General features: G+C 29.3%; 20 protein-coding genes. 6 read left to right on the top strand and 14 right to left on the bottom strand.

What is annotated here, in order from left to right; genetic code table 11:
• Nucleotide 1: 1 nt before the first annotated feature.
• The gene (locus LQE93_RS11630) at nt 2-1,177 is read right to left on the bottom strand and encodes an exonuclease SbcCD subunit D (protein ID WP_055267916.1); all 1,176 of its coding nucleotides are present in this window, start codon (nt 1,175-1,177) and stop codon (nt 2-4) included.
• Between the two features lie 124 nt (nt 1,178-1,301).
• Nucleotides 1,302-1,832: a GNAT family N-acetyltransferase gene (locus LQE93_RS11625; RefSeq protein WP_055267918.1), complete on the bottom strand. Its 531-nt coding sequence runs from the start codon at nt 1,830-1,832 to the stop codon at nt 1,302-1,304.
• Nucleotides 1,833-2,006: 174 nt separating this feature from the next.
• Between LQE93_RS11625 and LQE93_RS11620 the strand changes: the two genes are divergently transcribed.
• Entirely contained in the window at nt 2,007-2,714 is a 708-nt protein-coding gene (locus LQE93_RS11620; protein ID WP_084759052.1) for a superoxide dismutase, read from the top strand.
• A 204-nt stretch (nt 2,715-2,918) separates the two neighbouring features.
• Here LQE93_RS11620 and LQE93_RS11615 read toward each other — a convergent pair whose 3' ends face one another.
• From LQE93_RS11615 to LQE93_RS11575, 9 genes are all read right to left on the bottom strand, one after another.
• Nucleotides 2,919-4,094, bottom strand: a complete 1,176-nt coding sequence (locus tag LQE93_RS11615; protein ID WP_055267921.1) for an MFS transporter — start codon at nt 4,092-4,094, stop codon at nt 2,919-2,921.
• Nucleotides 4,095-4,235: 141 nt separating this feature from the next.
• Nucleotides 4,236-4,781, bottom strand: a complete 546-nt coding sequence (locus LQE93_RS11610; RefSeq protein WP_231073784.1) for a biotin transporter BioY — start codon at nt 4,779-4,781, stop codon at nt 4,236-4,238.
• Nucleotides 4,782-5,232: 451 nt separating this feature from the next.
• Complete coding sequence (locus tag LQE93_RS11605) at nt 5,233-6,456, bottom strand: NAD(P)/FAD-dependent oxidoreductase (RefSeq protein ID WP_055267925.1); 1,224 nt, start codon at nt 6,454-6,456, stop codon at nt 5,233-5,235.
• The gene (locus LQE93_RS11600; protein ID WP_055267927.1) at nt 6,453-6,869 is read right to left on the bottom strand and encodes a 4Fe-4S dicluster domain-containing protein; all 417 of its coding nucleotides are present in this window, start codon (nt 6,867-6,869) and stop codon (nt 6,453-6,455) included. Before LQE93_RS11600 ends, LQE93_RS11605 begins: the two co-directional genes overlap by 4 nt.
• Before the next feature lie 6 nt (nt 6,870-6,875).
• A complete protein-coding gene (locus LQE93_RS11595; protein ID WP_231073782.1) occupies nt 6,876-8,951 on the bottom strand; it encodes a molybdopterin oxidoreductase family protein in 2,076 nt (691 codons plus the stop codon).
• Nucleotides 8,952-8,966: 15 nt separating this feature from the next.
• Nucleotides 8,967-9,938, bottom strand: a complete 972-nt coding sequence (asrC, locus tag LQE93_RS11590) for a sulfite reductase subunit C (RefSeq protein ID WP_231073780.1) — start codon at nt 9,936-9,938, stop codon at nt 8,967-8,969.
• 11 nt (nt 9,939-9,949) lie between these two features.
• Nucleotides 9,950-10,744 (bottom strand): anaerobic sulfite reductase subunit AsrB, encoded by a 795-nt coding sequence (gene asrB / locus LQE93_RS11585; RefSeq protein WP_231073778.1) that lies wholly within the window; start codon nt 10,742-10,744, stop codon nt 9,950-9,952.
• Nucleotide 10,745: 1 nt separating this feature from the next.
• Nucleotides 10,746-11,759, bottom strand: a complete 1,014-nt coding sequence (gene asrA, locus LQE93_RS11580; RefSeq protein ID WP_231073776.1) for an anaerobic sulfite reductase subunit AsrA — start codon at nt 11,757-11,759, stop codon at nt 10,746-10,748.
• 116 nt (nt 11,760-11,875) lie between these two features.
• Nucleotides 11,876-12,346, bottom strand: a complete 471-nt coding sequence (locus LQE93_RS11575; protein WP_055267937.1) for a peptidoglycan recognition protein family protein — start codon at nt 12,344-12,346, stop codon at nt 11,876-11,878.
• A gap of 194 nt (nt 12,347-12,540) precedes the next feature.
• Here LQE93_RS11575 and LQE93_RS11570 point away from each other — a divergent pair, with 194 nt between their 5' ends.
• Nucleotides 12,541-13,326: a Cof-type HAD-IIB family hydrolase gene (locus tag LQE93_RS11570; protein WP_055267939.1), complete on the top strand. Its 786-nt coding sequence runs from the start codon at nt 12,541-12,543 to the stop codon at nt 13,324-13,326.
• Between the two features lie 50 nt (nt 13,327-13,376).
• On the opposite strand, the gene LQE93_RS11565 is transcribed toward LQE93_RS11570, so the two are convergent.
• Complete coding sequence (locus LQE93_RS11565; protein ID WP_055267941.1) at nt 13,377-13,610, bottom strand: YgjV family protein; 234 nt, start codon at nt 13,608-13,610, stop codon at nt 13,377-13,379.
• A gap of 202 nt (nt 13,611-13,812) precedes the next feature.
• Between LQE93_RS11565 and LQE93_RS11560 the strand changes: the two genes are divergently transcribed.
• Entirely contained in the window at nt 13,813-14,127 is a 315-nt protein-coding gene (locus LQE93_RS11560; protein WP_055267943.1) for a heavy metal-binding domain-containing protein, read from the top strand.
• A 13-nt stretch (nt 14,128-14,140) separates the two neighbouring features.
• Nucleotides 14,141-14,281, top strand: coding sequence for a hypothetical protein (locus tag LQE93_RS11555; protein WP_172675777.1), 141 nt, complete (start codon nt 14,141-14,143; stop codon nt 14,279-14,281).
• 111 nt (nt 14,282-14,392) lie between these two features.
• Here the strand turns inward: LQE93_RS11555 and LQE93_RS11550 are convergent, their stop codons facing one another.
• Nucleotides 14,393-16,342 carry a GTP-binding protein gene (locus LQE93_RS11550; protein ID WP_231073773.1) on the bottom strand — a complete coding sequence of 650 codons (1,950 nt, stop codon included), beginning with the start codon at nt 16,340-16,342 and terminating at the stop codon, nt 14,393-14,395.
• Nucleotides 16,343-16,641: 299 nt separating this feature from the next.
• Here LQE93_RS11550 and LQE93_RS11545 point away from each other — a divergent pair, with 299 nt between their 5' ends.
• Nucleotides 16,642-18,000, top strand: coding sequence for an MATE family efflux transporter (locus LQE93_RS11545; protein WP_186839269.1), 1,359 nt, complete (start codon nt 16,642-16,644; stop codon nt 17,998-18,000).
• A 219-nt stretch (nt 18,001-18,219) separates the two neighbouring features.
• On the opposite strand, the gene LQE93_RS11540 is transcribed toward LQE93_RS11545, so the two are convergent.
• Nucleotides 18,220-18,717, bottom strand: coding sequence for a CarD family transcriptional regulator (locus LQE93_RS11540; protein ID WP_186839270.1), 498 nt, complete (start codon nt 18,715-18,717; stop codon nt 18,220-18,222).
• Between the two features lie 243 nt (nt 18,718-18,960).
• Here LQE93_RS11540 and LQE93_RS11535 point away from each other — a divergent pair, with 243 nt between their 5' ends.
• Nucleotides 18,961-19,698 carry an NAD-dependent protein deacylase gene (locus LQE93_RS11535; RefSeq protein ID WP_186839271.1) on the top strand — a complete coding sequence of 246 codons (738 nt, stop codon included), beginning with the start codon at nt 18,961-18,963 and terminating at the stop codon, nt 19,696-19,698.
• Nucleotides 19,699-19,794: the final 96 nt, after the last annotated feature.

Below are 19,794 nucleotides of genomic sequence, written 5' to 3'. Positions count from 1 at the left end.
ACTACCCCCTTCCAATTTCCTCTAAAACTTTATTTAAAACTTCTATTCTTTCTTGATCCATCTCTTTCCCTTTTATGCTTAAATAAAAATCTGTAAACAGCTCTGATTCTGATTTATCTCTAAAATTATTTCCTGCTGAAGTTTTACTATCCACATTTTTTTCTCTCGAATTTACCATTTTTAATCCCATTACATTTGGAAATACAGCTCTTAACTTTGATATTGCATCAATAACTTCACCTTCATCAGTAAGATTTGCAAATATATAGTCATTTAAATTTTCACCTTTATGTGTATCTCTATCTATAAGTTTTTCTAAAGGTCCTTCAACAACTCTCATATCTCTTAATACCTGTAGCTTTCTTAATTCAACTTCTATTTCTCCTTTTTCATCTAACGTGATTATAGGTATGCTTTTATTTTGCTCACACTCTGATACTGAATATTTCAATAGAGAACCTGAATATCTTATTCTGTTTCCTCCAACCTTTTGAGGTCTATGAAGATGTCCTAAAGCAACATAATTAAACAAGTCAAAATTTCTTCCATCTATTAAGTCTGTACCCCCAATAGATAATGGTCTTTCTGAATCTGAAAGTTCTAAATCACCTTTATTCTCTTTATCTTCCATATTAAAAGTTACATATCCATGAGTTATTAAAACATTTCTTTCATCTTTATTTATATCTTTTTCTAACTCATTAACTAAAAACTTCATAGCATCATCATAAGTTCTTATTTCATCATTTTTATAAATCAATCTAACTTTTGCTGGATCAACAAATGGTAATAAATAAAAGTTAACATTTCCAAATTCATCTTTTATAGTTACCTTTCTTATTTCTTTCTTAAACGTTCCCTCTATATATAATCCTTTATCTTTTAGCAACTTACTTCCAAATGACAACCTCTCAGGACTATCATGATTACCTGAAATAGCTAAAACAGGTATGTTTAATTCTAAAATTATTTTACTTAATACATTATCCAATAGTTCTACAGCCTCTGCTGGTGGTACTGAACGGTCATATATATCACCTGCTATTATAAAAGCATCTGGTCTTTCTTCTTCTAATAATTCTATTAATCTATCAAGATAAAATTTTTGGTCTTCTATCATAGAAAACTCATTTACAATTTTTCCTATATGCCAATCTCCTGTATGGATTATTTTCATCTATTTCACTTCCTTATACTTAGTAAATTTACATAATTTTATTATATCAAAATACAAGTAACTACTATATAAAAAATTAATGAACAAAAAAATAAGTGCAACCTAAGTTACACTTTATATCTTTCTATTCAAAAAACTCTTTTGTATATTCAACAATTCCACTAACTCCGATTAAGCTACCATCGTTTAGCTCTTTAACCATAAAAGCCTCATCTGGTACATCAAAAGGAGCTTTTATTCCATATTTACTTGCAGGAACAAAACCAAATTTAGGGTAATACTTATCATGCCCTAAAACTATAACAGACTTATATCCTAATCTTCTAGCACTTTCTAATGCAACATTTATAAGCTTACTTCCAATTCCTTTACCTTGATACTCAGGTATTACAGATACAGGTGCTAATGCTAATGTTTCAACACTCATATCTCCATTATTAATTTTTGCTTTAGTAAGCATTAAATGAGCAATAACTTTTCCATTATCCTCTGCAACTAATGAAAGTTCTTTTATAAAGTCATCACTTTTCCTTAGTCTATTTACTAATAAATGTTCTGTTCCATCGCTATGCACTGCATTTTTAAAAGCCTCTTCAGTTAGTCTTTCTACTACTTCATAATCTTTTTCTAACTCTTCTCTTATATTTATCTCCATATTTTCTCTCCTGCAATAAATAATATTCTCTACATATTTTAATATATTTTTACCATAAACTTCAAGTTTGTCTTATATAATCTTAGACTCTTGCTCTTATAAAAAGTTTCACTTCGTAGAAAAATTCTTATAAATTTATATATTAAATCCATACTAATAATAGAGGTGATACAAATGAAAAAATTTTTAACGTTCTTATGTTTATTTTTAACTTTCTTTAGCCTAACGTCATCTATCTGCTATGGTGAAGAATTAGAAAAAAATAAATTTACTCTTAATCCATTGCCATATGAATATGATGCTTTAGAACCATACATTGATAAGGAAACTATGATTATCCATCATGATAAACATCAAAAAGCTTATGTAGACAATTTAAATAATGCTATCTCTAAATATCCTGAATTGTATTCTAAAGGTTTAGAGGGATTATTAACTAATGTAGATTCTCTTCCTAGCGATGTTAAGCAAGCTATTATAAATAATGCTGGTGGCGTTTATAATCATGAGTTTTTCTGGTCTATAATGGCTCCTGAACAACCTGGAGTTCCTATGGGTAACTTAGCGAAAGCAATAAGTAAAACTTTTGGAACATTTGATGATTTTAAAACCCGATTTAAAATAGCTGCTCTAAATAGATTTGGTTCTGGTTGGGCATGGCTAGTTTCAGATAAAGAAGGTAACTTGTCAATTATAAGTACTGCAAATCAAGATACTCCTATAACTCAAGGCTTAATTCCTATAATAGGAGTAGATGTATGGGAACACGCTTATTATTTAAAATATCAAAATAGACGTGGTGAATATATAGACGCTTGGTGGAATACTGTAAACTGGGAACAAGCAGAAAGAAACTACAATGCTGTTGCTGCATCAAGATAAAAGTAGCTATGCTAAGGCAAAGATTATTTCATAAGATTAAAGTTAGCTATACTAGATGCAACGTAGCTATTCTAAGTGAAGATATAATATTTCACATATAAATAAATAAGTAAAAAAGTGCTAATTAGGCACTTTTTTTACTTATTAAAAGAGAAGTTTCCTTTTCTTTTCACATATTCAAGCTTTTTCTCTTTACTTAGCAAACTACTTTACTTTTCTCATAAATAAAAATGCTAATATCATAAAGAATAAACCGTATACAAACATACAATTATATCCTATTAAATCAAATAAAAGTCCAAGAAGTGGTGGTGATATTATATTTGCTATTGATGAAAATAAATAATACATACCTGTAAATGTTCCTAAATATCCAAGTGGTGACATCTGAGCTACAAAAGGATATGAATTAATATTAATCATTGCCCAGAAAACTCCAAGAGCAAGGAAAAATGCTCTTATTATTAAAATATTCTTAACAAAAATTAATATACAAAATATAGCCATCGCACCTATTAATCCAATAGTTATAGTCTTTTTCTTGCCTAGCTTTGTCCCAATTATACCTGCTGGAATAGCAAAAACTAAAAAACTTAAAGATACAAAGGTAAAGCTAAATGCTGCTGCACTTACATCTATTCCAAGATACATTTCACTATATCTAGTAAAAAAAGTTTCTATCCCGTTATATCCAATAAACCAAGAGCATATTGCCATAAGTAAAAACTTAGTACTTGGATTTTTAAACGCTACTTTAAATCCTTCCTTAAAATTAACCTTCTTTTCTGCTTGTTCATAATTTATTACGTCTCTCTTTTCTTTAATACAAGTAAACAAAATTACAAAAGATAATAATACTAAAACACCTGCAAGATAAAATGGATACTTCGGACTTAACTTCCACAAAATTGAGCCTATAAAAAAGGCTATAAGAGAACCTATTCCTCCCATAAAATTAATTATGCTGTTAGCCTTACTCCTCTGATCCTCTGGTGTTATATCCGGCATAAGAGCAATAACTGGCGAACGAAATAAACTCATTGAAAGATTCATTAAAAGTAATGCTGCTATAAGTGTTGCCAATCCCTTATAATTTGGAATTAAAAATATAAATAATACTGCCAATGGCATTCCAACCATTAAAAAAGGCATTCTTCTACCAAACCTTGTCCTAATTCCATCACTATACATCCCAACAGCTGGTTGAATAAATAACGCAAAGTAATTATCAAATGTCATAATAAATCCTATAATAGCAGAGCTTGTAATAAAGTTACTTAATAACTTAGGCATAAATGCATTATACACTGACCAAGTTATACTAGTTGCAAAAAATCCAAAGCCAAGTAAAAACGTCTTTTTGTAATTTAGTTTTCCCATCCTTATCCCCCTCATTTATATCTGTAATTTTAGATATGTATTTTTATCAATCCTCCCCTATTAATATCATATGACTAGTTTGCTAAATACATTTTAACTTTCTGTTAAATAATCAATATTTTTTTATTTATTAGATATTTTTCAACATCCATATATCTTATTAATTCTTATAGCTATAAAAGACGCTAAAACGCATTTAATAAGATCTCCTAGAATAAACGGTATAATAGATACTTTTACATTTTCAACAAATGATAATCCGTTATAATATCCCATCCATGTAGCTCCGCAAATATAAATAATTACCATGCCTACTAAAACTGTTAACATAATAGATTTTTTTAAATCTAAAGCCTTACCTCTAATTAAAGTAATAATAAGTACTGCTAATAGAAAACCTAAAAAATAACCTCCACTAGGTCCTACTAAAGTTCCAATACCAGATTTTCCTCCTGAAAATACAGGTAGTCCAATTGCTCCAATAAGATAAAACACTATTATTGATAACATACCATTTTTGGTACTCATGGTAAGAGCTATCAAATTAATTATTATAGTTTGTGATGTTATCATTATTGGTGTAAACGGAATTGGAAAAGCTATATATGATGATATACATAAAAGTGCTACCATTAATCCAATAGCTGTTATATCTCTAACTTTATTTCTTTTTTCAATATTAATCATTTATTTAAACACTCCTTCTATAACAATTTTATTTTTAAAAAGCAATAATATTTTGTTCATATCTAAAATGATGAAGGTACACTTTCTTCATAATCATACTAAATATTAATAAAGGCTTGTCCTATAAAAATTAATTGAATTTTCATTACATGCCTTTCCTAGTTATTCAGTTAAATTTATATATTATCCTCCTCTCTATACCCTCCTACTTAAAATAAAGCATTTTATTTTGATTGTCAAACTATTTAATTTTAATAATACCTTCAGAAATAAAAACAATACTTTATTTAAATATATAGAATTTTATTAATAGAAACTGCCATAGCAGTTTCTATTAATTTGCCATTCTACATTTATCATTTTCTATTAAATAAAGTAGCTTATACTTTTTTACTTTTAACCATTTACTTTAAAGTACTTCTTCACTATTTTTATTTTATTTGATAAATGTTTAATATGTATATTCAAGGTTTTCTTTTATATTGAAAAAATCTGCATAATCTATATCAAATAATGGTTTCTTTACTTTTGATACATCTATTTTTTCTTTTATAAGCTGAGTTAAAACACCTGCATATGATAAATCTCCTTGGATTATAGCACCGTAAATCTTTCCATCCTTATATATAACTTTTTTATAATCCTTACCATCACAATCTATTACTTCTTCATATGAATCATCTGGTTTAACTACGACTCCTAAGGACATAGTTGCTAATCCTAAAAAATTCATTGTATTTTTACTACCAAAGAAATCTGTCATATATAGTTCTTTTCCGTACATATTATTAGCTGCTATTATTCCTTCTTTCACAGCTGTTGGCCAAATTGGATTTCTACCAGTTATATCTCCTGCTCCATAAACATCTTTAGTATCAGTTTCACCTTTTTCATTTATGATAAGACCAAATTTATCTGTTTCTATTCCACTATCTTTTAAGAATCCAACGTTTGATCTTACTCCAGTACAAGCTATAACTAAATCGCAAGGAATTTTTTCTCCAGTATTTAAAAGTAACTCTACGGGATTATTATCATTATCTAAAACAAGTTGTTCTGCTCTCACTCCAAGTTTTAAATCTACACCTTTATCTGTAAGCATATCTTGATAAACTTTAGCTGCGTAATTATCTAATTGAAGAGGTAATATTCTATCTCCCATCTCAACCATTGTTAGTTTAATATCATAATCCACAAGTCCTGCTAAAGCATCTACTCCTACCAATCCAGCTCCTAGTATAACTACATTTTTACACTTTTCTGCTACATCCTTAATTTTAATAGCATCATCTAGATTTCTTAATCCTACCACATTATTACCTTCTCTTAATCCAGGTACAGGCGGAATAAAAGATGATGAACCTGTAGCTAATAATACCTTATCATAACTTAATTCTTCTCCATTATCTAATGTTAATTTATGTTCTTTAGGCTTTATCCCTATAACCTCAATACCTTTCATCCATTTTATATTATATAAATCAAAGAACTTTCTTGGAGTAAAATCTAAATCTTCAATAGTTCTTCTCCCATCTAAATAATGATGAAGGATACATCTAGAGTATACATAATCATCTTTAGAAACTAATATTATCTCAGCTTCTTTATCTAGTTCTCTCAATGTTTTAGCTCCACTTATACCAGCTGCAGATGCTCCAACAACTATATATCTCATACTTCATCTACCTCCTCTAATGTTATTGCTGCCATAGGACATTTCGCTACACATTGAGGTGTTCCACTTTCAGTTTCTCTACACATATCACACTTCATAACTTCCTTATTATTTAGGTGATTCATCTTTAACACCCCATACGGACATGCCATGATACACATAAAGCAACTTGCACATCTTGACTTATCATATAGAACAAGTCCAGTATCATCATCTCTTCTCATGGCTCCTGTCATACAAGTATATACACACTCTGGTCTATCACAGTGTCTACAAAATATTGGTGAATATCTACCATCACTATTTATAGCTATCCTACTTCTTGTATCTTCTGAACCATGAGATACGATACATGCTGTAGTACAAGTAAGACATCCAATACATTTTTTTCTATCTATCTTAATTCTCTTCATATACTCTTAACCTACTTTCTCTATATTAACAGCAGCTAGCTTAAATGATGGTTCCTTTGAATATGTATCAAAAAATGATGGTAATAAAGCATTTGCTTCTATATAATGCATAGGTGCATATATTTCATTCTTCTTTACTGTTCTAGATAATTTCGCAATAAATTCTCTAGCAACTCCATTAGATGAACTTACTCTTACTTTATCATTTTCCTTAACTCCTAATTCCTCTGCTAATTCAGGGTTAATATTTATATAAGCATGTTCTGGAACTATAGCTTCTACAGTAGCAATCTCTCTAGTTCTAGTTTGAGTATGCCATTGCCCTACAGTACCTCTTCCTGTATTTAATACATAAGGATATTCTTCTGATAATTTCACTGGCCATTCTGCTACATCTTCATATATAAACTTTGCCTTACCACTTGGAGTATAGAACTTTTTATCTTCAAATAATCTTCTCTCATTTGACTCTAATACATCCCCTTCTTTAAAAGGCCATTGTACTCCTTTTGAATTAGTAATCATATCATAAGTAACTCCTGAAATATCACAAGGCATACCTTTACTACATTCTTTTAATGTATTAAAAGCCTCTTCTGGAGTTCTCCATTTATCTAATAAACTACCCATTCCAAGAGCTTCCCCAATTCCTAGGAATATATCATAATCAGTAAGTTCATTTTCTTTCTTTTCAAGAACAGGATTTATAGTTGATAATCTTCTCTCTGTATTTATAAGAACACCTTTCTTTTTAAGTCCTCCTGTAGATGGAAGTAATAAGTGACAATACTTTATAGTATCAGTTTCGCCATACATATCTTGAACTACTAAGAAATCAACTTTTTCTGCTGCTTTTTTAAATTCTTCATTATTAATCCATGATGATCTTGGATTAGTAGCAACTATCCATAAAGCTTTTATCTCTCCTTCAATCGCCTTTTGAATTATTACATTATAAGGAAGTGTAGGCTTTTTAGGTAACATCTCTGGATCAATATTTAATGCTTTAGCTACAGCTTTACGTCTATTTTCATTGTCATAGTCTCCACCACCATAAAGCCCTGTAGTATTGCTATAAACTCTAGACCCCATAGCATTACATTGACCAGTTATAGAGTTAGCTCCTGTGCCTTCTCTTCCTATATTTCCTGTCATAAGAGCTAAATTAATTATTCCTTGAGCAGTTCTTACCGCTTGATAACTTTGGTTAACGCCCATAGTCCACCAGAATGATACATTCTTTCCATTATGTATTATCTCTGCTAATTCTAAAACTCTACCTTTAGATATTCCTGTTTTCTCCTCTATATCTTCTAATTTATATTTTTTAACATGTTCTTTAAATCCATCAAAATCTTCTGTATGATTTTGAATGAATTCTTCGTCAATCCACCCTTTTTCTATTAATACATTTGCTAATGCATATAACAAATATAAATCTGTTTTAGGTTTTATATCTATCCATATATCAGAATTACTTGCTGTTTCTGAACGCCTAGGGTCAATAGTAATTATTTTTGCTCCTGGATTATTCTTAACTCTTCCCCAAAGAATTGGATGAGCAACTACTGGATTTGCTCCAATAAATATTATTACATCTGATACTTCTAAATCATGAAGAGTATACGGTGGTGCATCAAAACCAAAGCTCTGCTTATAAGCTACAACGGATGTTGCCATACATAGTCTAGTGTTACCATCACCATTACCACCAAGATAATTCCTTCCTATATGACCTATAAGTGCCATTTCCTCTGTAGCAAGTTGACCTGTACTAATAAATGCAACACTTTCTTTACCATACTGATCTTGAATTTCATTAATCCTCTTTGCAAAATACTTAAAAGCTTCATTCCATGATATTTGATTCATATTACCTTCTTCATCTCTTAATAGTGGTAATACTGGATTATGATATTTTGTATTTTGCTTATCTAAGTTTAATCCTTTTATACAACAAAATCCGTTATTTACAGGATACCCAACTGTAGGTACCACCTTTACAATATGATCATCTTCTACATGAAAATCTACGTTACATGCAATAGAGCAATAATTACAAGTTGATTGTACTACTTTCATAAAATTTTACTCCTTCTAACGATAATGTATTCCGTCCCAATAAACGAAATCTTTTACTTCTGCGATATCTGGTAATTTCACCCCTTCTAAAGCATAATCCTTATATAGTTTGAATCCCATTCTATCAACTATATAACCTATATGCTCCTTTCTCATCGGAGCATTAGGATCTATATATTCTTCTGCAAATTTATATGTATTTTCAATTATCTTTGTTACTGAATCCTCATCAGCCCATTTAATAAAATCTTTTGCTATTCTTGGATTCTTCTTTCCTGTTCTACCCATTATACAAACTCTAAAATACTTTTTAGGATTTCTTGTCCAAGCATTGTTTGGGCATACTAAAACGCACTCTCCACAGCCAATGCATTTGTCATGATCTCTAACAACTTTATAGTTAACACCTTTTAAAGCATTTGTAGATACCTGTTTACATTTTTTAACGCACGCACCACAAGATATACATCTATAGGAGTTATACTCTGGTAAACACATACCAATTACGCCTATATCATGCATCCTTGACTTTATACAATCATTAGGACATCCTGTAAAAGCTATTTTTACATGAAGATGATTAGGATAAACTATATTTTCTATTTTTCTTGCAAAATCAGTAGTATTATACTGAGCTTTAGGACATACTTTATTACCTATGCAAGCTGCTATATTTCTTGTACCTGCTGCTGGATACCCTTCTCCTTCTATAGGTTGATTTATTTTTGTTTTATCTATCAAAGGTTGTATTTCTTTATTTACCTCTTCCATATACTCCATAGGTATATTAAGTATTTCAAACCCTTGCCTTGTTGTCATATGAACAGATCCATCACCATATTTATTAGCTATATCAGCTACCATCTTTAATGTTTCTGCACTTAATGCTCCGCCTGGAATTCTAACTCTAAGAGCAGTAACATATTTATTTTTAGTTATTCTAAATGCATTTTTCATCACTTTCCCAGTATCTAAATCTCTAATCATATTTTCACCTCCTAATCATATAAAGTTTTGCCAAAGCTAAAATTAAATACTGGTCCATCTATACATATATAAGTTGAATCCATCTTACAATGGCCACATTTTCCTAATCCACAGCTCATTTTTCTTTCATAAGATACCCATAAATCTTCATCTTTAATCCCTAACTTCTGTAGTTCTATAATTGCAAATTTCATCATCATTGGCGGACCTACTACTATTCCTGCCACATTATCTATATTCTTAATTTTTAGTTCAGGTATATATTTTGTAACTAATCCAATATTGCCATCATAATTTGAATCTGCTCCATCTACAGTAAGAATTACATTCATCTTGTCATCATATCTTCTTATATCTTCAACAAAAAGTACATCATTAGGTGATCTAAATCCACAAATTAAAGTTAAACCCTTACATTCATCATAATTATTATAAAAGTACTCTATAATTCCTCTTACCGGAGCTAATCCACTACCTCCTGAAACTATAATTATCTCTTTATCTTTATACTGATTTACATCAAATCCATTACCATAAGGACCTCTAATTAAAAGATTATCTCCCTCTTCTAATTTAAAAATTTCATCAGTAACCTTTCCTACAGCCCTGATAGTAAAATCTAATGTATTCTCGCCTATCCCTGATACTGATATAGGACTTTCACCATGCTTAGGCATAGAAATTTCATAAAACTGGCCTGGCTTTACATCTTTAGAATTTGCATACACTCTAAATGTCCACTCTTTATCTGTATGTTTTATTATTTTTAATATTTTAGCACGCTTTGGTATATATAGGTTTTCCATACTATTTCTCTCCCTCCATATCTCTTACGTAATCCGTAACTCTATTCATTGCTGTTGAAAGAGAAATATATTGTGGACAAACATCATCGCATCTTCCACATCCTACACACATCTGAACTCCAAATCTTTTACCATAATCATACATCTTATGTAAAGTTCTAAACCTCATCTTATCACCATTTTTTTGTCTTACGTCATGACCACCAGCCATTGTAGTAAATCCTTCTACTTGACAAGAAGCTCCTACTCTTCTTCTCTCGCCAACCTTAGGATTATCAACACTAACAATATCTTGCATTGTAAAGCATGAGCAAGTTGGACAAGAGAAGTTACATCTTCCACAAGCTATACATCTATAGTCATAATCTCTCCAAAAATCTGCTTGCGATACCTTTAATGGGTCCATATCTTTAGGTAAGTTTACATAAACCCCATTAGACTCAACAAAGTTAATATTAAAATCTACTTTTTCTCCATTAAAAATATCTTCAAACTCTTTATCTTTAATCTCTATATAAACATCTTCTTTATCTACTTTTATCCCTAAAGAATAATTATCTGCCTTATTAGTATTAAAGCTTACACAAAAACAATTTCTAAAACTCTCTTCACAGCCCATAGCTACAATTTTAACCTTATCTCTAAGTCGTTTATAATAAAAATCAGGCTCGCTACCATTTCTTAAATAAACATTATCAATTCTATCTAAACCGTGTATATCACAAGATCTCATAAAAACTAAAATTTTACGCTCATCTATCTTTGGTATTTTATATTCATCTTCACTAAAATAAAATAATGTTTCTGTTACTGGCATTACCACATCTTTTGCTGAAAACTGCGACTTTCTTCCAAACTCTACTTCCTTAATACTATTTATTTCTTCATATCTAATTACATCAGTATCAGAGTATGTTCCTCTATAAGGTATAGAAACAGGTGCAAAAATCCTGTAATAATTCTTCAAAGCAACTAATATTTCATCAAACCTTTTAACCGGTATTTTTACTTTCATTTTATTTACCACCTCTGTCATTATCTTATTTTTAGTAATCTATTATTCTATTATGCAAAAAAAGATAGGTTCCCCTATCTTTTACTTTTTTCTATTTAAATAATAACTTTTAAATTTTAATATAACTTCTCAATTAATACTTCTCTAAATTTATTCATATCAAATAGTAATCCTGGACAAGTCTTCTCTACTCCTTCAATCTCTCTATGACCTATTACTCTATTTGGTTCAATATCGTAACGTATCATAAAATCCAAACAAATATCTACTAAGCTCTTCATTTGCTCTTCAGTCGGTAAAGTTTCATCAAAATTTCCAGCTAAAGCTATTCCTATAGAATCTTTATTGTGATATTTTGCATGAGCTCCTACGTACATACCCCTACCTTGAAATATATCGCCATTCTTCTCAATAAAATAATTATATCCGATTCCAGCCCATTTAAATCTTTCTATATGCAGTTTATGAGTAGATTCAACAGTTAAGTTAGGATTATGTGTATGATGAATAATTATTTGCCTTGGCTTATCCATAGCTATTAATTCTTCATTAAACTCTAAATCTATTACATTTATTTTTCTCTCCATAAATTATCCCTTTCTATGTACTTATAATTTGCACTTTTATAATTATATACTTCTAAAGTATATTTTACTATTTTTCCAAAATAATTTATATTTGTTTCAAATAATCACCTTGTAAAACAATAAAAAACAATATAAAATGTAATCAAACAATAAAACTTAATAAAATATATTTAATTATTCTCGGAGGATTTTAAATGATAAAATTAATTGCAACAGATATGGATGGAACACTATTAGATTCAAATAATAAAATCAATCCAGAGTTTTATGAAGTTTTTGATAAACTAAAAGAAAAAGATGTTATTTTTGCTGCTGCATCTGGAAGACAATACTATAATCTTGTTGATAGATTTGAAGATATCAAAGATAATATGATGTTTATTGCAGAAAATGGAACTTTCGTTATGCATAAAGGTAAGGAAATTATTCTTAATTCTTTAGATAAAAGAATTGCTGTAGAGCTTATAAAAATTGGACAAACTATAGAAAATGCCTATGTTATTCTTTGTGGTAAAAAAGCAGCTTATATAGATAAAACTGATAAAAGATTTATGGACCAGGTTAACAAATACTATGCAAAAGTAAAAATTGTAGATGATCTTTCAAAAGTTCATGATGACATATTAAAAGTAACTATCTGTGACTTCGGTGGTTCAGAAAATAATAGCTATAAATATTTTGCTAATTATAATGACAAAGTTCAAATAGCTGTAGCTGGTGAAATTTGGCTTGATATGATGGCCAAAGGTGTAAATAAAGGTCTTGCAATAAGCGAAATACAAAAACTATTAAATATTAAACAAGAAGAAACTATGGTTTTTGGTGATTACTTAAATGACCTTGAAATGATGCAAAATGCATACCATAGTTATGCTATGGAAAATGCTCACTCTGATCTAAAAAAGGTTGCTAGATTTATAGCAAAATCTAATGATGATAATGGTGTTGTTAGAGCTATAAAAGAAAAACTTGAGTTGTAAATCACTAAATTAAAAAGGATTATGAAAAGCAAATACTTTTCATAATCCTTTTATTTTTTATTATCTTTTTTCATCTTAATTATATAATATATATTAACAAAAAATATAAATAGATTAATTACTCCTACTGGATATGCTTTTATATTAAAACCATATATTACAAATAAAATACATCCTATAGTATTTATAATTCTCAACTTAAACATATCAGTCATCAGTAGAGATATGGCGATACAAATTGATGCTGCATATCCTACCCACTCAATAACAGGTATTCCAAACATAATTAGCCTCCTTAAATATCATCTCTATAAAAATAATGTTTGTATTTTTCTCTAAAAAAATTCTTTAAACTAAAAATTTATTATTTTTCCACAATTCATAAGCTACCAAAAATCTTTTTATAAGTTTTTAAATAACTCTTATTGTGTTTTATTTTAACTTGTGCTATTATTAATACATAGAAATTTTTAGGAGGATTTAACAATGCTTATTTTAACTACTGATACAGTTCCAGGAAAAGAAATTATAGAAATCAAAGGATTAGTAAAAGGAAGTACTATTAGATGTAAGAATATTGGTAAAGATATAACTGCTGGCTTTAAAAACCTTGTTGGTGGAGAAATGACAGGATACAATGATATGCTTACTGAAGCTAGACAAATAGCAATTGGTAGAATGGTTGATGAAGCTGAATCTATGGGTGCTAATGCTATAATAGGAATGAGACTTATGTCTTCTTCTGTAGCTGCTGGAGCTGCTGAAATGGTCGCTTACGGAACTGCAGTTGTAATTAGTTAGAGGTACCTATGATATGATTATAGTTGCCTTAATTATATTATTTTATCTAGCTATTATTATAGGCTCAATATGTCTTTTAATCTGGGCTATTACAACTAGAATTAAAGAAAAAAAACGCGAAGAGATAGAACATAAAGATTATAAAAACTATTAGTTTTGCTTTGAAAACATAATGCTAGGTTACCTATTGTAAAGATTTATCTAAAATATAGGTAACCCAGCATATCAACATAGCTTACAATCATCTTATCTCAGCGTTTATTCCTTAAATTATTTCACAGTGCATTTCTTCTTCTACCTTATCCCAAGGTACAACATATCCCTGTCCTTTAGAGCAAAAAATAGAACTTGAGCTATATTCTATATCAGCATCTCTTCTATACCCTATTTCTTCAATAATCTCTTCTGTATTATGACATTCATCGTACCCATCAAAAACTAAGTTAATACTTCCCTTTCCTTTAGAAAAGGCTATAACTTCGGCACTATAATCCATTAAAGTCTTAACTGGTCCTCTTCCTGTTATAGTTACTCTATTTTCATTAATTTCAGGTGGATTAAAAGAACCACTTAATCTTTGAATATCTGATAAAACTCTTCCCATATAATCAAGTTCCACATCTATTTTAAATTTATAATAAGGTTCTAATAATATATTTTCTGCTTTTTCTAATCCCTGTCTTAAAGCCCTAAATGTAGCTTCCCTAAAATCTCCACCTTCTGTATGCTTATTATGAGCTCTTCCTGTTAATAACGTTACTTTTATATCTGTTAAAGGAGAACCTGTAAGAACTCCATGATGATCTCTTTCAAAAATATGTGTTCTAACTAAATTCATATGTCCAGTACTTAAATGATCTGCATGACACTTATTTTCAAAGTCAATCCCTGAATTTCTGCTTAATGGTTCTAGCTTTAAATGCACCTCTGCATAATGCTTCAAAGGTTCAAAATGTCCATATCCCTTTACTTCATTATTAATAGTTTCTTTATATAAAATTTTGCATGTCCCAAACTCAATATCTAAATTAAATCTTTCCTTAACTACTTCCTTTAATATTTCCAATTGAATTTTCCCCATAATATGAACATGTATCTCCTGTAATTGTTCATTCCATACTACATTTAAAGCTGGATCTTCAGCATCTAAAAGCTTAAAATATCCAAGAACTTCTTTTATATTATTTGATGGATCAAATATTACTTTAGACATCAATGTAGGTATCATATTATATTTTATATTTTCTGCTAAATTTCCCAGTCCATCTCCAGTCTTAGCTTTAGATAATCCTGTTACAGCAAATATATCTCCTGCCTTAACCTCATCAACTGTTTTAAACTTATTACCATTATATATTCTTATTGAACTTATCTTTTCCTTAGTATTATCTCTATAAACTACTTCATCTCTAACCTTTAATGTACCTTCTATGGCTTTTATAAAAGCTATTCTATTTCCATTAGCTTCGTGACGTATTTTATATACTCTACCTGCAAATTCAGTTTTTTCATCATATTCTGTATATGTTAACTCATCAAGATTTTCTAAAAATTCTCTTATTCCTTCATCTTGAAGTGCTGAACCCCCAAAGCATGGAAAAACTTTAGATTCTTTTATTAAATTTTTAAATGTATTAACCCAACTCTCTTTATCATAATCACCTTCAAAATATCTTTCTAATAGCTGCTCATCATACTCGCTTATAAACTCAATAAGTTCTTTAGATAATTCTTCTCTCTTAATATCCCCATCTATATAAAATAAATCTTTTGATAAAACTCTCTTTATCTCATTAATAACCTTATCTTTATCTGCGTTAACTCTATCAAGTTTATTAATAAAAATAAAAGTAGGTACTTTATACTTCCTCAATAATTGCCATACTGTCTCTGTATGACCTTGCACCCCTTCTACTGCACTTATTATAACAATAGCATAATCCATTATTCCTATAGCACGCTCCATCTCTGTAGAAAAATCTATATGTCCAGGAGTATCAACTAAATAATAGCTATTGTCATTAAATTCGAAAATAGCTTGGTCTGAAAATACCGTTATTCCTCTTTCTTTTTCAATATTATGACTATCTAAAAATGAGTTTTTATGATCTACTCTTCCTCTATTTCTTATTGACTTTGTATGATATAGTACTTGCTCTGAGAATGTAGTTTTTCCTGCATCAACATGAGCTAGTATCCCAATTGTTTTTTTCATTTTATCACCTTATTCTTCTTTAACCTATATAATAGTCTTATATTATCTCTTACTTGTAATTGTAACAAATATCGCTGTCAATATAAATAGATTAGGTTCTCTATTATTCTCCACAATCTTAGTTACTATAAAAGCTGAATTATTAGGTATATTTTTTATATCTAGAAAAGTTATTTAAATTACTAAAGCTATTTTTTTCATTTTATGAAAATTATTTTTTTCTTCTTGTTTAAAGTATAGAAAGATGATATTCTATGTAATTGTGAAGTAAATTAATTTAATTACTTGGGGGGTAAAAAATGACTAAAGATATGACTCAAGGTAGTCCAGTAAGGCATATTTTGCTTTTCTCTATACCTTTATTAATAGGAAATGTATTCCAACAGTTTTATAGCATGGTAGATACTATAATAGTTGGTAGATTTGTAGGCGTTGATGCACTAGCTGCCGTAGGTTCTACTGGTTCATTAGTATTTTTAATAAATGGATTTGCATTAGGTTTAACTAGTGGATTTTCTGTTATGGTTTCTCAACGATTCGGCGCAAATGATGAAAAAGGATTACGAAAAGCTGTTTCAAGCTCTGTTGTATTATGTACAGCATTAGTTATTATATTAACTACAATAAGCTTAATAGCTGCTAAACCATTACTTCATTTGATGAATACTCCGGATAATATTTTTAATGATGCTTATACTTATGTAGCTATAATATTTGCTGGTATAATAACTACAGTGGCTTATAACATGATGGCAAGTATATTAAGAGCTCTTGGCGATAGTAAATCTCCATTATATTTCTTAATAATTTCTTCTGTATTAAATATAATATTAGACTTAGTATTTATAATAAACTTTAAAATGGGTGTTGCTGGTGCCGCTTATGCAACAATTATTTCTCAAGGTGTATCTGCTATCCTTTGTTTTATATACATCTTAAAGAAATATACTATTTTAAAATTAGCTAGAGAAGATTATAACGTTAAAAAGAGCATGTATATAAGACATTTAAAGATAGGTATTCCTATGGCTTTACAATTTTCAATAACTGCATTAGGTTTACTTACAGTACAAGGCGCATTAAATGTATTAGGTTCAACTGTTATAGCAGCATATACCGCTTCATCAAAAGCACTACAATTAGTAATGCAACCTGCTGTTACTTATGGTGTAACAATGGCAACTTATTGTGGACAAAATCTTGGTGCAAAAAGATATGATCGTATAAGTGATGGTGTTAACAAGGCTGTAAAGATTTCTATAATAACAAGTTTAATTGCAGGCTTTGTACTTATAGCATTCGGTACACAATTTGTTAAATTATTTATAGATAATCCTGATGCACAAATTATCGCTTACTCAAAGCAAGTTCTTACTATTTCAGGAATATTCTTTATACCATTAGGATTAATATTTATATTTAGAAATGCGCTTCAAGGTATTGGCGAAAGCTTTGTTCCTATGATGGCTGGTGTTGCAGAACTTGGAGCGAGAGCTTTAGTTGCTTTCACACTTCCATCATTCTTAGGATTCTTTGGTATATGCTTAGCTGATCCTGTTGCATGGATTGCTGCTGCAGTTCCTTTAGCAATCTATTATTATATTACTATAAAAAAATTGTTAGCTAAATATGATACTTCTGTTGAAGTTATTGCATAAATATAAAAAGGTCAAGTCACAATTTGGACTTGACCTTTTTTCTACTTATCCGTAGTAAAACCTCAAATATATTTCTCAATATCTATCTTTACTTTGCTATCATCTGTTATCTTAAAAAAATTATAATTTACTCTTGCTTATCATCTTAAACTACTTTAAAATATCTATTGCATATTTATATATTCCAAACTTATCAATCTTATGGATTGATAATTATATCTATTGACCTACTTGTTCTTTTATATAATTAGGAACTTCCTCCGGAGCTATATCCAATATAAAGGCAAGTTCTTCATTTAAAAGCTTTTCTGCTGCTTGCATGATTTCATCATCACCTTTATATAACTTTTTACCTATTGATTTTTTAGTTTTTTTACCTAAATATATTGTTCTTATTAAAGTAATTAACTCCTCACAGTCACCACTTTTTAGCATTGATTTAAATTGCTCATTTCTGATTCTATCATCCTCAATCCACGTAGTATCTGCATTTGGTACAATATTTATCAACTCTTCAATAGCCTCTTTTGAAAGAAGCTCTCTCATCCTAATAGTTGTATTATCAACCGGAATTTTTATCACTGTATTTTTTGAGTAAACAGGCTCTAATACATAGTATTCTCTTTCCTCTTTACCTAAAAATTTCTCTTTCTTTATCTCTATAACTTTACAAACTCCTGTAGTTCCATACATTATATAATCATTAACTTTAAACATTTAAGCTTCACCTTCCTTAACTTTAAATTCGCTTGTAGTTTACTAAAATATATAAGACTAAAGCAGTTAATAATTATATTGAAAAATAAAAAAGTAGCTTTAACAACTGGACTTACGTTGTTAAAACTACTCGTTGTAATATTATTATATCACTTTTAATAACTTAATGTAAGTAAAAAATTTATAAATAATTTTATTAAAATGATATAATAAGTTATAAAAATATATTTTGGAGATGATTTTATGACTAATGAAATAGAAATGCTCTCAAAGATTTTTAAGGAAAGTAATAATATAGTATTCTTTGGGGGAGCTGGAATGAGCACAGAAAGTGGGATACCTGATTTTAGAAGTTCTAATGGTCTATTTAATGAAAAACTTAATTTAACCTTTACTCCTGAACAGTTAGTATCACACTCATTTTATATGAGATATCCAGAAGAATTCTTTAATTTTTATAAATCAAAGCTAATTTATCCTAATGCAAAACCAAATGCTGGTCACATAGCCTTAGCTAAACTTGAAAAAATGGGTAAACTAAAAGCAATAGTGACTCAAAATATTGATGGCCTTCATCAGGCAGCAGGCTCAAAAAATGTTTTTGAACTTCATGGCTCTGTTCTTAGAAATTATTGTGTTAAATGTCATGCTTTTTATGATGAAAAATTTATTTTAGAATCTAAAGGGGTTCCTACCTGCATCAAATGTGGTAGCAGAGTTAAACCTGATGTAGTTCTTTACGAAGAAGGCTTAGATGATAATGTTATTAGAGGAGCTGTTAATGCTATAGCTAATGCTGATACATTAATTATTGGTGGAACTTCACTTGTTGTTTATCCAGCAGCTGGACTTATAAATTATTTTAGAGGTAAAAACCTTGTTCTTATAAATAAAAGTACAACTCAAGCTGATTCTAAAGCTAACTTAGTCATTCGTGATTCTATTGGTAAAGTTTTAAGTAAAGCTGTTAGTAATATATAAAATTTATAGACTATACCTAAATAAATTAAATTGATAATAATTTTTAATACTTTTATAATTAAAAAAATAAAATAAGTATATTGGCCAAATTTCATA

Source organism: Clostridium sp. NSJ-145 (genome assembly GCF_021044725.1).
GTDB lineage: Bacteria > Bacillota > Clostridia > Clostridiales > Clostridiaceae > Clostridium > Clostridium disporicum_B.
The sequence above is the reverse complement of the archived record's forward strand: the minus strand, read 5'-3'. Positions and strand labels throughout refer to the sequence as shown.

What these genes read in the sequence shown, in the direction of transcription:
- LQE93_RS11565 (WP_055267941.1), bottom strand. Translation starts at nt 13,610, where the DNA reads ATGTTTGGAATACCTGTTATTGAGTGGGTAGGATATGCAGCATCAATT.
- LQE93_RS11625 (WP_055267918.1), bottom strand. Translation starts at nt 1,832, where the DNA reads ATGGAGATAAATATAAGAGAAGAGTTAGAAAAAGATTATGAAGTAGTA.
- LQE93_RS11595 (WP_231073782.1), bottom strand. Translation starts at nt 8,951, where the DNA reads ATGAAAGTAGTACAATCAACTTGTAATTATTGCTCTATTGCATGTAAC.
- LQE93_RS11540 (WP_186839270.1), bottom strand. Translation starts at nt 18,717, where the DNA reads ATGTTTAAAGTTAATGATTATATAATGTATGGAACTACAGGAGTTTGT.
- LQE93_RS11620 (WP_084759052.1), top strand. Translation starts at nt 2,007, where the DNA reads ATGAAAAAATTTTTAACGTTCTTATGTTTATTTTTAACTTTCTTTAGC.
- LQE93_RS11560 (WP_055267943.1), top strand. Translation starts at nt 13,813, where the DNA reads ATGCTTATTTTAACTACTGATACAGTTCCAGGAAAAGAAATTATAGAA.
- LQE93_RS11600 (WP_055267927.1), bottom strand. Translation starts at nt 6,869, where the DNA reads ATGAAGAGAATTAAGATAGATAGAAAAAAATGTATTGGATGTCTTACT.
- LQE93_RS11605 (WP_055267925.1), bottom strand. Translation starts at nt 6,456, where the DNA reads ATGAGATATATAGTTGTTGGAGCATCTGCAGCTGGTATAAGTGGAGCT.
- LQE93_RS11570 (WP_055267939.1), top strand. Translation starts at nt 12,541, where the DNA reads ATGATAAAATTAATTGCAACAGATATGGATGGAACACTATTAGATTCA.
- asrB (WP_231073778.1), bottom strand. Translation starts at nt 10,744, where the DNA reads ATGGAAAACCTATATATACCAAAGCGTGCTAAAATATTAAAAATAATA.
- asrA (WP_231073776.1), bottom strand. Translation starts at nt 11,759, where the DNA reads ATGAAAGTAAAAATACCGGTTAAAAGGTTTGATGAAATATTAGTTGCT.
- LQE93_RS11545 (WP_186839269.1), top strand. Translation starts at nt 16,642, where the DNA reads ATGACTAAAGATATGACTCAAGGTAGTCCAGTAAGGCATATTTTGCTT.
- LQE93_RS11550 (WP_231073773.1), bottom strand. Translation starts at nt 16,342, where the DNA reads ATGAAAAAAACAATTGGGATACTAGCTCATGTTGATGCAGGAAAAACT.
- LQE93_RS11630 (WP_055267916.1), bottom strand. Translation starts at nt 1,177, where the DNA reads ATGAAAATAATCCATACAGGAGATTGGCATATAGGAAAAATTGTAAAT.
- asrC (WP_231073780.1), bottom strand. Translation starts at nt 9,938, where the DNA reads ATGATTAGAGATTTAGATACTGGGAAAGTGATGAAAAATGCATTTAGA.
- LQE93_RS11575 (WP_055267937.1), bottom strand. Translation starts at nt 12,346, where the DNA reads ATGGAGAGAAAAATAAATGTAATAGATTTAGAGTTTAATGAAGAATTA.
- LQE93_RS11610 (WP_231073784.1), bottom strand. Translation starts at nt 4,781, where the DNA reads ATGATTAATATTGAAAAAAGAAATAAAGTTAGAGATATAACAGCTATT.
- LQE93_RS11615 (WP_055267921.1), bottom strand. Translation starts at nt 4,094, where the DNA reads ATGGGAAAACTAAATTACAAAAAGACGTTTTTACTTGGCTTTGGATTT.
- LQE93_RS11535 (WP_186839271.1), top strand. Translation starts at nt 18,961, where the DNA reads ATGACTAATGAAATAGAAATGCTCTCAAAGATTTTTAAGGAAAGTAAT.
- LQE93_RS11555 (WP_172675777.1), top strand. Translation starts at nt 14,141, where the DNA reads ATGATTATAGTTGCCTTAATTATATTATTTTATCTAGCTATTATTATA.